We start from the raw sequence: 12637 nt of genomic DNA on the forward strand, positions 1-12637 counted from the left end.
CGCCCGTCGAGTACGAAGCCAACTACTACCAGACAACCGCGAAACCCCACGTCACAGCAACCATCTGAGATCTCCATCAAACCCGGGGCGGTTCACCTCCTACAGTGGCCGGGATGTGGCGGCGCGGACGTCGTCACGAAGGCACGTGGCAAGCAGCAGCGTGGCGACGCGCGGCGCAGCACAACCACGCGCGGCGTAATGCGGCGCGGTGTGGCGCGGTGTAGCGCAGCACCGCGCAAAGCGACGCCGCGCAATGCGGTGCGATGGCGCGCGGGCACGGAGTGCGGGGCAGGGAGCCGGTCATGCGGGTGCACTATCCACGCACGGCGCATCTTCCGTGGTCGCCCGGTGCGTCGGCGGACGACGTCCGGACCGGGGACGCCAGCGGGCTCGTCGGTCGCGAAGTGGTCGTCACCGAGAAACTCGACGGCGAGAACACGACGCTCTACGCCGACGGGATGCACGCACGCTCGCTGGACTCCGGACACCACCCGTCGCGCGCGTGGATCAAGGGCCTGCAAGGCCGCGTCGGCCCCGGCATACCGGACGGCTGGCGGGTCTGCGGGGAGAATCTGTACGCGCGCCACTCCATCGCCTACGACGACCTCGACAGCTGGTTCTACGGGTTCTCGGTCTGGGCCGGCGACGAATGCCTGGGCTGGGACCGCACCGTACGCTTCCTCGCCCGCCTGGGTGTTCCGGCCCCACGTGTGCTCTGGCGCGGCATCTACGACGAACGGGCCTTGCGCGCCCTGCGGTTGGACCTGACCCGGCAGGAGGGGTACGTCGTCCGGACCGTGGCCGGCTTCCCCCGCGCGGAGTTCGGCGTACGGGTGGCGAAGTGGGTGCGGCCGCGGCACGTGCAGACGGACACACACTGGATGCACGCGGCCGTCGTGGAGAACGGCCTAGGCCCCACGACCGCGCTGTGGAACGTACGTTCCGGCGCGCCCGCCGACATCCCCGCGCTGCTCGCCGCGATCGGGATGCCTCCCGACACCCCCTACCCCGCGAAGGCGGGGCCGCCGCCCGCCGACATCGCGGACGTCGTCGCGGACGCCGCCGCCCGGCTCGACGTCCTGGGCCGGACCGGCAACGCGCGCCTGGCGGGTGTGCTCGCCGCGCTGCTGCACGACGCCGGGCGGAGCCGACTGGCGGCCCGCCTGTCGGGTCCGCTGGGCATGCCGCTCGCCCGCCGGGTCGCCGATCTCGTCGGCCTGCATATGGCGCCGCACCGGCCCTATCCGGACGACGAACGCCGGGCCGGGCTCGTACGGCTGTCGCAGGCCGCCGACCTCGGCATCCTGCACGCGGTCTCACACGCCGTGCTGGCCGGACGCCACGACCCGGAGGCGGCGGAAGCCCGCGAACAGGCCGACTGGTCCGCGCTGTACGCCGACGACGCCGGGCTGACGGGAGAGGCGCCGTTGGACGGGCTGCGCACCGGCTTGCGTGCCGCGCTGGCCGCAGGAGACGGGCTGCCGCAGGACGCGGTCGCCGACCGCTGCTGGGCGGAGGCCCGCGAGCTGTACGCGAAGGGCCGCATCACCACCCCGGAGGAGGCCGTCGCGGCGACCTGGCGGTGGCGTACCGGCGCGTTCCCTCGCCTGGTCCACATGGTCGGCCCGTCGGGCAGCGGCAAGAGCACCTTCGCCGACGCCCACGCCGCGAGCCTGAAGGCCGCGGGGCAGGATGTCTCCCTGATCTCGCTCGACGACTTGCGCGAGTCGCGGGGTGGGCGTTCCAACCAGCGCGACAACAGCGACATCCTCCGCATCGGCCTCGATCGTCTCGACGAGGCACTTGCGGGCGGCGGCACGGTGGTGTGGGACGCGACCTCCCTCAATGGGCAACAGCGTTCCCTCGTCAGGGGAATCGCCGAGCGCCGGGACGCACTGACCACACATGCGGTCGTGTTGGTCGAGGAGGCAGAACTCGTACGCCGCAACGCCCGCCGCGAGCATCCCGTCCCGCCGGAGGTGCTGTACGGGCAACTGCACCGGTTCGTACCGCCCTATCCCGGCCAGGCGCACCGCACGTGGTACATCGACGCGGACGGCGTGCTCGGTGACGTCCAGGGCTCCGCCGTCCCCGGTCCCGCGGACGGCATTCTCGGCGGCGCGGCGCGGGAGGCGTGATGCAGACGAGCGAGCAGGTCTACCACCGGGTCCGCTGGGACCAGCGGTTCGACCCGGCCCGCTTCGTCCTGGGTGTCAATCGCAGGGGCGCGCCACCCAAGCGCATTCCGCTGCCCGACTTCGTACCGGGCGGTGAAATCCCCTGGCACCGCGTCATGTTCATCGAGGCCGACGGCGAAGTGGTGTGGGACCGCGCCGCGGGCGTGGACCGGCTCGACAAGTCGGAGGCCGGACGAGTGCGTGAACGGCGCCTGCTGCGCGCGCCGTTCTTCGCCGCGCTGACCCCGCACGTGTGGGATCCGGCGCAGGGGTGGGTTCCGGCGCAGGGGTGGGTCCCGGCGCAAGGGCGGATCCCGAGCGGCGAACCGACCGCCGGCGCAGGCGCGCCCGATCTCGCCGACGGCGCCGTCTCTACCATCCGCGTCCTCACCTGGAACACCCTGTGGGACCGATACGACAGCGACCGCATCGCCACCGCCCTGCGACGCCCCCTGCTCATCGACGACTTGGAAGGCTGCGGCGCCGACGTCATCGCCCTCCAGGAGGTCGAACCGGCGCTGCTGCGCATGCTGGCCGCCACGGACTGGGTGCGCGCGAACTACACGCTGCACCTCGACCCGGCGGGTGACGACGTCGACGACAGCGGCCTGTTGGTGCTCTCACGCCTTGCCGTACGCGAGTCCGCGCAGCACATGCTCGGGCCGCACAAGGCCGTGGCGGCGGTGGTGGTCGAGACGGCGGCCGGTCCGCTCGTCGTCGCGTCGACCCACCTCACGAGCGACCACACCGAGAACGGGGCGGCCCGACGCCTCGACGAACTGGCCCGCATCGCCGGTGGATTCGCCGGCGTCGACGCCGATCTCGTGCTGGTCGGCGACTTCAACGACGGTGGTGACACGCCCGCGGTCGCACTCGGAATGCGCGACGCGTGGGTGGAAGTCAACGGGTCGGACGACAACAGGCCCACCTTCGACCCGAAGACGAATCCGCTCGCCGCGGTGTCGTCGCTCAGCGGCCGCGTCTCACGTCTCGACCGCGTGCTGACCCGGGGCGAGGGCACAAAGGCGGTCGAGGCCGTGCTGCGCGGCGACGTACCGACAGCCGAAGGTCTTTACATTTCCGACCACTTCGGTGTCGAGGTGGTGCTCGGCTTCGGCGGACACGACGACGCGGGCGAGGTCCTGGACGTGGCGCCGACGGCACGCACCGCCCTCGCGTGGATCCCTCCGGCCGAACTGTGGCCGCGGATCCAGGAGGTCCGCCGGGCCCACGACCCGCAGATCGACCGCTGGCCGCCGCACGTGAACGTGCTGTTCGGCTTCGTGCCCGAATCCGACTTCGTGCGTGCGGCCCCGCTGCTGGCCGAAGCAGTCCGCGAGTGCGCCCCGTTCGCGGTGCGCCTGGACGGGGTGCACACCTTCGGGCATCGCGACGAAGCGACCGTGTGGCTCGATCCGGCCCCCGAGGACCCGGCGCCGTGGACCGCGCTGCGCGCCGCGCTGGTACGCCGGTTCCCGCGCTGCCGGGGCCGCGCCGAGGGCTACACCCCGCATCTGACGCTCGGACGCGCGACCGACCCGCAGCGCGTCGCCGCGGAATGCGCCGCCCGGCTGGACGCGATGCCGACCCATGTCGGCGAACTCGTCCTGCTGTCCCGGCGCGGCGACGAACCGATGCGGCCACGCGCGACGTTGGCGCTGGGCAGCGGCGAGCTGCGCTGGTTGCCGGAGGAGGCGCCTTCGCGTGCGAAGGAGTGGCTTGACGGACGGAAGGCTCTGCCCGGCCCTGAGGCTCTGCCGGGCTCTCAGGGTCTGCCGGGCTCTGAGGGTCTGCCGGGCTCTGAGGGTCTGCCCCGCCCTGAGGGTCTGCCGGGCTCGAAGGCCCCGGACGAACTGAACCACCTCACGGACCTGCGGAACCTTGCGAATCCGACCCGTGACGCCCATGCCCGCGCCGTCGCGGAGCTCGTGGCGTCGCGGCTCGCCGGGACCGCTCCGGGGTCGGTGGTCCACGTCGCCGGGTCCCGGCGCATGGGCGGATGTCTCGGCGGTGCCGACCTCGACCTGATCGCCGCCGTCCCGGGCGGGCCCGCCGACGGCGCGGCGGAGTCGGCGGTCGACCACGACGAGTCGGTGGCGCGCGTACGCGAGGAAGTGGCCGCGCTCCCAGGCGTGTCGCGCGTACGACGGGTGACGGGAGCACGGGTTCCGGGCCTGCGGTTCACGGTGGACGTCGCGGCAGTCACGTCGATCGCATCAGGCGCGTCACGCGCATCAGGCGTCAGCCGTGCGGTAGACCGTGACGTCCCCACCGGCACCGGTCGTGAGGCCCGCCTCGACGTCGATCTGGTGATCGTCCCCACCGGAATCGTCCCGCCGTCCGAAGCCCTGGTCAGGCGTGCGGAGTTGGGTGAGCCGGCGGCGCTCGCGCTGAGCGCCGTGAGCGATGCCGACGCCGTTCTGAGCGCGGTCGGTCCGCATCAGGCCGCCTTCGTCCGTCTGGTCCGCCCGGTGAAGGCATGGGCAAAGGCGCGCGGTCTCGACGCGGCTCCCTTCGGCGGACTGCCCGGCCTCGCCTGGTCCGTCCTTGCCGCGCGTACCGTGCTCGACGTCGCGCGAATTGCCCCCGGGGACTTGGCGCCGTCGACCGATGCGAGCGCGCTGCTGCGGCACTTCTTCGCCTCCTGGGCAGCGTGGGACTGGCGCGAGCCGATCACCCTCGGCGCGCCGTCGGCTCCCTCCGCCGACCAGCGAGTACCCGCAACACCCGGCTCCCCGCTGACGGTTCTCACCCCCACCGACCCGGTACGCAACTGCGCCGAGCAGGTGACCGCCGCGGGCCGCGACCTTCTGAGCCAAGAGCTCTACCTGGCCTGGGAACTCCTGGAGACGGCCGCCGACCCCGAGGTCGGACCCCGAACCGGAACCGCGACCGCCCCCTGGGCCGAACTGTTCGCCCCTCCCCCGCTGCACCGGCGCCACGCCGCATGGGCGGTGGTGTCCGTACGCGCCGACAAGCCCGACGGGCCCGACGCGATCGACGCGTTCGACCAACTCATGGGCCGGGTACGCGGACGTCTGCGCGCCCTCCTCACCGCCTTGGCCGACGCGGGGGCGACCGACGCACACGCCTGGCCGCGCCCCTTCGACACCGGCTCCGCACACGCGCACCTCGCCATCGGCCTCGGCGCCGTGCCCCCGCCCGTCCACGACTTGGCCGCCGCCGCAAAGGGCTGGACGCGCGGCCTGCCCGGCGTCGAGGTCGTGTTCGCCCCCAACGGGGGCGTCCCGACGCTTCCCTGACGGGCCGACAGCCGGGCACAGGCACCGCAGCCGCGTTACGCGAAGTCGGCCACGTGATTGGCGGCCCATTCGACATAGCCGCGCGGCGCACGCCCCGTGATGCGTTCCACCGCCGGGGTCACTTCGACCTCCTTGCCGATGGTGGCCTCCATGAGGTCGAACAGCGCCCCGACGAACTCCGGGTCCATGAACCGCGCCATTTGCTCACGCACCGGTCCCGCCTCCAACTCCTCGAACACCAAAGCCCGTCCGAGCACCTGGCCGAGCACCCGCACCTGCTCCGCCTGCGTGAGCCGCTGCGGCCCGGTCAGCAAGTACGTCCGCCCGCCGTGCCCCTCCTCCAGCAGTACGCGCACCGCCACGTCCGCGACGTCCCGCTCGTGCACCGGCGCGCTCACCGCCGCCGCGTACGGAGCCCGCACGACGTCGCCGTCCGCCAACTGACCGGCAAACGAGAGCGAGTTGACGGCCGGGAACATCAGCCGCAGAAAGGTGTGCGGGATGCCGGTCGCCACCACCGCCCGTTCGACGCCGGCGTGGTAGGCCGCGATCACGTCCGGCTGGGGCGCGGCTCCGTCCACGACCGCTCCCGAGGACACGAAGACGATTCGCCGCACACCTGCCGCGCTCGCGGCGCCCAGCAGCGCTGCCGGGTCGGCGCCGTACGGCAGCACCATCAGCACAGCCGTCACCCCCGCCAGCGCCGGGGCCAACGTCTCCGCGTCCGCCAGGTCGCCGCGTACCACCTCCACCCCGGCCGGGAGCGCGGCCTTCTCCGGCGTACGGCTCAGCGCCCGCACCGGCTCGCCGACCGCCGCCAGCGCTTCGACGGTCTCGCGCCCGAAATGCCCTGTAGCACCTACGACCAGGATCATCGTGCCTCCACCCATCTCCGGTGTGCTCGCTGTCGGCTGCCCGGCGGTCGCCGGGCCCCACCCCCGCGGCCTCGGAAACAACGCTACGCGCCTTATAGGAAAGGTTCGTTCCTCAATACGGAGACGGTTCGGTCGCCCGCGGTGGCTCCCAGTGGCCACGCGGGCAACTCACTCATCCAGCCGTCACCCGCGTTGAACCCCCCGGTCGTTCTCGTACGTGTGGAAGGCATGCGCAACCACCGGCCGGCGTGGTGCGCGCCCTACGAGCCCCATGGGGGAACTGTGGACGCATTGAACTCGGCAGTCGCGCGGCGGAAGATTCTCGCGGTCTCGGCCGCGGCGGTCGGCGGCGCGGCGCTGGTCGCCTGCGGCAGCGACGACGACAAGAGCGACGCGACGGACACTCCCGGCGGGACCGACGCCCAGACCGGCCAAGGCGGTCAGACCGGTCAGACCGGCGACGGCTCGCAGCCGTCCGGCTCCGGCTCGCAAAGCGCGACCGGCGGTGGCGCGGGCGGCACCGCCCTGGCCAAGACCTCGGACATCCCGGTAGGCGGCGGCAAGATCTTCGACCAGCAGAAGGTCGTGGTCACACAGCCTTCGGCGGGCACGTTCAAGGCGTTCAGCTCGACCTGTACGCACCAGGGCTGCACGGTCAGCTCGATCTCCAACGGCACCATCAACTGCGCGTGCCACGGCAGCAAGTTCTCCGCGACCGACGGCTCCGTGGAGTCGGGCCCCGCGACCAAGCCGCTCCCGGCGAAGCAAATCGCCACGTCCGGGGACCAGATCACCCTGCAGTAGACGCCCGCGTCAGACCCGCGGCAGACCCGAGTCAGGCCCGCGTCGTGCTCGTCGCCGTCATGGCGACGATGGAGCGCAGCGGCGTGCCGTTCATCCACAACCCCAGCAGGTCCCTGTCCACAGGTGCGATCCGCTGCGTGTGGGCGAGATCGCGCGCGGGTCCGGTGAACCGGCAACTCGCCACGAGAATCGCCACTTGCGCGTTGTGCACGGGACGCGCGGTGCCCACGAAGCGCTGCATGTCCGGGCTGCCGACGCTGCGGTCCGGCGCGTACCGCTTGCACTGGATGACCATGAACCGGCCGTCGGGGAGGCGGCCGGTCACATCCGCTCCCAAGTCCCCCGCGCCGCCGTTGACCTGCACCTGCCTGCACCCGTCGCGCTCGCACAGAGCGGCGATGTGGCGCTCGAAGGCGCGGCCGTCCATGGCGTCGACGGCGGCGAGGGACCGGGTGATGCGGCGCCGACGCGCCGCGTCGCCGCGGGACCCGAAGCCGTCCCGGAGACCCTTGCGGATCCAGCGGGTTCCGAGCACGAGGGCGACCAGGAAAACGGCGGCGGCCACGATGCCGGCCAGCGCCTTCCAATCGCGCAGGTAGCCCGCCAACGCCCCGGCGGCGCAGAACCCGATCGTGAGGTACGCGTAGAAGCGCGCCGCGACACGCCGCCCGCGGGTGGGCCGCGGCGTACGGTTCGGCCTGCGGCGCTGCCTCGGTACGCGCGGACTCCGCGCCGACCGGGACGGCCTGCGGCCGCTCCCGCCCCTGCCGCGTGCCGGCCGCCGTGCCGTACTCACCCGCCGCACCCCCGTGTTCGCCCCGATCCGCGCGCCGGCCACCGACCGCGAACGGTCGGCCACCGGCCGAACCGCCGACGCTACCCCAGCGCTCCGCGCCCGGCGGGAGGTGCCCGCCGCCGGATACCTGGTTGCAAACCATGGCCGACTTCGTCGTATCCTTGGTCCGGTTCAGGGCGATTAGCTCAGCGGGAGAGCACTTCGTTCACACCGAAGGGGTCACTGGTTCGATCCCAGTATCGCCCACCGAACCCGAAGGCGACCCATGTCCGCGGAGAGCGCGGACCGGGTCGTCTTCGGTTGTTTTTTGCGGCTTCGCCGCTGGGTGGGGGCTTCGCCACCCACACCCCCTCACGCCTTGGTTGGGTGCCGCTGGCGCCTTTGTAGGCGACGAGACAAAGCCGGTTGAGTGCCAAGTGGGTCCGGGTGGCGGCGAGATGTGACTGTGTGTGCGCGCCTTGGCTGGGGTGCCACTGACGCCTTGTGGACGAAGCCGCGGTGGGGGCCTGGTTGAGTGCCACAGCGTTCGAGTGGCGGCGAGATTTTCTCAGCGGGCCTTGGGCAGGTGCCATGCAGCTTCTTGTGACTGGCCCAGGCTTCGGCTTCGGGCCTGGTTGAGTGCAAGTCGGTCCGGGTGGCGGCGAGATGTGACTGCGCCGCTGCGCCTTGGTTGGGGTGCCACTGACGCCTTGTGGGCGGCGAGACGAAGCTGCGGCTTCTGACCTGGCGTGTTTGCTGCTTGTCGGGGGTGTTGTCCGGGGTGCGACGGGGGGTTGCTTGGCGATGTCTGGCATCTGCGGGCGATCCGTGCTTCGGTACGCCGCATGGACGCCACCGCAACCAGCAGCACGCGCCCCTCGCTCGACCTTCTGGACGGCGAGTTCTACGCGCGCGACCCGTACCCCGTCTTCGCGTGGTTCCGCGACCACGAGCCGGTCGCCTGGGACGCGGGCAACGAACTGTGGGGCATCTTCCGGTACGCGGACCTCAAGGACATCGAGGCGCGCAACGAGCACTTCATCAACTCGGATCGCAACAAAGGCGGTTACCGGCCGAACCTGCCCGCCGACTCGGCGATCATCGGCCTCGACAACCCCCTGCACAACCAGCGCCGCAAGCTCGTGAGCAAGTGGTTCACACCGCGCGGTGTACGCGAGTGGGAGGCGCACGTGCGCGCGGTGTGCGTCGAACTCCTCGACGCCGCCATGGAGAAGGGCACCGTCGAGGTCGTGTCGGACCTCGCGTCGGTGCTGCCGGCCAAGATGATCGGGCGCCTGCTCGGCTTCCCCGAGGACCAGTGGCCGCTGTTGCGCGACTGGTCGGAGCGGACCATCGCGCTGGGCGGCGGGCCGCGCTACTTCACCGACGACGGCAAGGCGGCGGCCGTGGAGTTCGCCACCGCGGGCCTGGCGCTCTACGAGGAGAAGAAGCGCTGCCCGGCCGACGACGTGATGACCACCTGGACGCAGGCGTCGGTGAACGGCGAGCCGGTGAGCGCGGCCGACGTGGTCAGCGACTGCCTGCTGCTGCTCGACGGAGGCGCGGAGACGACCCGTACGGTCATCGCCCGCACGTTCCTCAACCTGATCGAGCACCCCGACCAGTGGGACGCGCTCGACAACGGTGCCGATCTGGCGGTGGCCACCGAGGAGTTCATCCGGTACGTCACACCCATCCACAACATGTGCCGGGTGGCGGTCGGCGACCAGCGGGTGGGCAACACGGTGATCCCGGACGGCCAGCAGGTCGTGCTGATGTACGGCTCCGCCAACCGCGACCCGCGCGTGTTCACCGATCCGGAGAGGTTCGACGTCGCGCGGACGCCGAACGACCACATCACGTTCGGCTTCGGCACGCACTTCTGCCTCGGGGCGCCGCTGGCCCGCCTGGAGATCCGGATCTTCTTCGAGGAACTGCTGCGCCGCGTACGCGCGATCCGGCTCACCGCGGGAACGGAGGTCGTGGACATGCCGAACGCCTTCGTGCACGGCATCCGGGAGGCGTACATCGACCTCGTGCCGCGCTGAGCGGCCGGCCGGGGCAACGGCCCGGGCAACAGGGGTGACAAGGCTGACAGGGGTGATCCGCGACGGCACCTGAAGCACGCCGCGGATCCCTGTCGGGTGGCCCCTGGAGGAGTCCCCTACGGCCAGGATCACCAGGGTGCGTGTCCTGGCCGTTATCTCAGCGTGAACGACCTGTTACACCAAGCGGAAGGCGTCAGCCCAGTTTCATGAGCTCGACGCGCGTGCCGTCCGGGTCCGCGAGGAAGACCAGCTCGGCGCTGCTCTCGTCGGTCTTCATGCTGGTGCGCGTCTCGGGCAGCACCGTCCCGCCGAAAGCGACCAGGCGCTCGGCCGCCGCGTCGACGTCGTCGACGATGAAGCTGAGGTGGGTGAGGCCGAGCTGGTTGCGCTGCGCGGAGGGTACGCCGACCGCGCCGGGCGACGCGTAGTGCAGGAGTTCGACCACCAGCGTGCCCTTGGCGATCATCTGCGACTTCAGCCGCACGTCCCCGGGCACCTCCAGGGCCGCGGCCGCCTCGTTGCCGATCTCGTACGCGATGACCGGCGCGAAGCCCAGCCCCTCGCAGTAGAAGCGCAGCGTGCGGTCGAGATCGGCGACGCACAGGCCGATGTGCGAGACGGCGTACCCGTCGCCGCTCTCCGGAGCGGACGGCGTGGCGGTGGCATCGGACATGCGTACTCCCTGGGCCGGACGTTCGGGCTGACGGTCCGTCAGCTCTGCGCGCACGCTAACAACGCCGGCGCAAACCTTCGAGCCCCCCGCGAGGGGTTGGTGCTCGTCCGGAATCAGGAGGACCATCGTATTTATCGGTGGAAAAGCCAAGAAACGGACTTCGCGGGGAGGAGCCCGCCATGCAGTTGCACGACGAATTGCCGGTGGACCACCGGCTCGCCCGGGTGTACCGGTTCGGAGCCGGCGCGGTGGGGTTGTTCCTGCTGGTCTTCGGCATCCTGGGACTGGTCGACCGGATCGAGTTCTTCGGCGCGACGGGTGAGGACGTCGCCGGGCTGTCCACGAACGGCGCGCTGAGCGTGCTGTCGATCGCCATCGGCCTCGTCCTGCTCGCGGGTGCGTTCCGGGGCGGCAACTTCGTGTCCACGCTCAACATCGTGATCGGCATCGGCTTCCTGTTGAGCGGCTTCGTCAACCTCGCGCTGATCGGCAAGGACGCCAACGTCCTGGGGTTCGGCATGTCGAATGTGATCTTCAGTTTCGTGGTCGGCCTGGTCCTCATGACCTTCGGCATGTACGGCCGCGTCGGCAGCGCGCTCCCGCACGACAACCCCTACTGGCGGGCCCGCAACACGCACCAGGCCGCCCTGGAGGAGGCCGCCCGGCGCGCAAAGGCCCGCGGCCTGCCCGGCGGGAGGGCGCCCGCCCACTGACGGCCGGTCCGGTGGAGGATGGGCCTCCGACACCCCGTCCGCGCCGTCGCGCGCGACCGCCCGAGGAGGCCCCATGCCGCTGCCCCTGCCCCTGGCCGGGGTGACCGTCGTCGCCTTGGAGCAGGCGGTTGCGGCGCCGTTCGCCACGCGGCAGCTCGCCGACCTCGGCGCCCGCGTGATCAAGGTGGAGCGCCCCGGCGAGGGCGACTTCGCCCGGGCGTACGACAGCGTGGTGCTCGGCCAGTCGAGCCATTTCGTGTGGCTCAACCGGGGCAAGGAGTCGATCGCCCTCGACCTCAAGGACGACCGGGCCGGCGGCGACCGTGCGGTGCTGGACCGGCTTCTGGAGCGCGCCGACGTCTTCGTGCAGAACCTCGCGCCGGGGGCGGCGGAGCGGCTCGGTCTGGGGGCCGAGGAGCTGACGGCGCGGCACGGGCGGCTGATCGTGTGCGGGATCTCGGGTTACGGGACGAGCGGGCCGTACCGCGACAAGAAGGCGTACGACCTCCTCGTGCAGTGCGAGGCGGGCCTTCCTTCGATCACCGGCGGCCCCGACGGCCCCGCGAAGGCCGGCATCGCGGTAGCGGACATCGCCGCCGGGATGTACGCGTTCACGGGCGTCCTGACCGCGCTCTACGAGCGCGAGCACACCGGGCGCGGGGGACGGTTCGAGGTCTCGATGCTGGAGGCGCTCGGCGAGTGGATGGGTTTCCCGTACTACTGGACGCAGTACGGGGGCGTGCCGCCGGTACGCAGCGGCGCCCGGCACGCGACGATCGCGCCGTACGGCCCGTTCGCCGCCGGGGACGGCGGCAACGTCTTCCTCGCCGTGCAGAACCAGCGCGAGTGGGGCGTGCTGTGCCGCGACGTGCTCGACCGCCCCGACCTGGAGAAGGACGAGCGCTATGCCACCAACCCCGACCGCCTGGCGCACCGCGCCGCGCTGGAGGACGAAATCACCGCCGCTTTCGGTGGCATGACGGCCGATCAGGTGGTCGCCCGGCTGGATGCCGCGGGCATCGCCAACGCGCTGCTGCGCGACATGGCGGGGTTCGCCGAGCACCCCCAGCTCGCGGCCCGGGACCGCTGGCGCGAGGTCGACTCCCCCGGCGGCCCGCTGCGGGCGCTGCTGCCGCCGGTGACGGTGCCGGGCCGCGAGGCGGCGATGGGCGCGATTCCCGCGGTCGACGAACACGGCGCGGCGATCCGGGCCGAGTTGGGCCTCTGAGGCACCCGCCGTCGCACGGCGGACCCTGGCGCCGGGTACCCGCGACGGGCGAGGGCCGGGCACCGATCGGTGCCCGGCCCT

The 12637-nt window shown here is 71.9% G+C and carries 9 protein-coding genes and 1 tRNA gene; 7 read left to right on the forward strand and 3 right to left on the reverse strand.

Features of this window, described 5'->3' with window-relative positions; all coding sequences use genetic code 11:
- Positions 1-302 precede the first annotated feature (302 nt).
- Positions 303-2138, forward strand: coding sequence for an RNA ligase family protein (locus AB0C36_RS40755; RefSeq protein ID WP_358364239.1), 1836 nt, complete (start codon positions 303-305; stop codon positions 2136-2138).
- Positions 2138-5440 carry a poly(A) polymerase gene (locus AB0C36_RS40760; protein ID WP_358364241.1) on the forward strand — a complete coding sequence of 1101 codons (3303 nt, stop codon included), beginning with the start codon at positions 2138-2140 and terminating at the stop codon, positions 5438-5440. The genes AB0C36_RS40755 and AB0C36_RS40760 overlap by 1 nt, the downstream gene beginning before the upstream one ends.
- A gap of 35 nt (positions 5441-5475) precedes the next feature.
- Here AB0C36_RS40760 and AB0C36_RS40765 read toward each other — a convergent pair whose 3' ends face one another.
- Positions 5476-6315, reverse strand: a complete 840-nt coding sequence (locus AB0C36_RS40765; protein WP_358364243.1) for an NmrA family NAD(P)-binding protein — start codon at positions 6313-6315, stop codon at positions 5476-5478.
- A gap of 291 nt (positions 6316-6606) precedes the next feature.
- On the opposite strand from AB0C36_RS40765, the gene AB0C36_RS40770 reads away from it, so the two are divergent.
- Positions 6607-7119 carry a Rieske (2Fe-2S) protein gene (locus tag AB0C36_RS40770; protein WP_358364246.1) on the forward strand — a complete coding sequence of 171 codons (513 nt, stop codon included), beginning with the start codon at positions 6607-6609 and terminating at the stop codon, positions 7117-7119.
- A 31-nt stretch (positions 7120-7150) separates the two neighbouring features.
- Here AB0C36_RS40770 and AB0C36_RS40775 read toward each other — a convergent pair whose 3' ends face one another.
- Entirely contained in the window at positions 7151-7915 is a 765-nt protein-coding gene (locus AB0C36_RS40775) for a restriction endonuclease (RefSeq protein WP_358364248.1), read from the reverse strand.
- A 174-nt stretch (positions 7916-8089) separates the two neighbouring features.
- On the opposite strand from AB0C36_RS40775, the gene AB0C36_RS40780 reads away from it, so the two are divergent.
- Together AB0C36_RS40780 and AB0C36_RS40785 are read left to right on the forward strand one after the other, a co-directional pair.
- Positions 8090-8161: transfer RNA gene (locus tag AB0C36_RS40780), tRNA-Val, on the forward strand.
- A 578-nt stretch (positions 8162-8739) separates the two neighbouring features.
- Entirely contained in the window at positions 8740-9942 is a 1203-nt protein-coding gene (locus tag AB0C36_RS40785; protein WP_358364251.1) for a cytochrome P450, read from the forward strand.
- A gap of 193 nt (positions 9943-10135) precedes the next feature.
- Here AB0C36_RS40785 and AB0C36_RS40790 read toward each other — a convergent pair whose 3' ends face one another.
- Positions 10136-10615 (reverse strand): VOC family protein, encoded by a 480-nt coding sequence (locus tag AB0C36_RS40790; protein WP_358364253.1) that lies wholly within the window; start codon positions 10613-10615, stop codon positions 10136-10138.
- 179 nt (positions 10616-10794) lie between these two features.
- On the opposite strand from AB0C36_RS40790, the gene AB0C36_RS40795 reads away from it, so the two are divergent.
- Entirely contained in the window at positions 10795-11328 is a 534-nt protein-coding gene (locus AB0C36_RS40795) for a DUF4383 domain-containing protein (protein ID WP_358364255.1), read from the forward strand.
- Between the two features lie 73 nt (positions 11329-11401).
- On the forward strand, positions 11402-12556 hold the full coding sequence (locus AB0C36_RS40800) for a CaiB/BaiF CoA transferase family protein (RefSeq protein ID WP_358364257.1): 1155 nt from the start codon (positions 11402-11404) through the stop codon (positions 12554-12556).
- The last annotated feature ends 81 nt before the right edge of the window (positions 12557-12637 follow it).

Origin of the sequence: Streptodolium elevatio, from assembly GCF_040649515.1 — a bacterium.
Lineage (GTDB): Bacteria > Actinomycetota > Actinomycetes > Streptomycetales > Streptomycetaceae > Yinghuangia > Yinghuangia elevatio.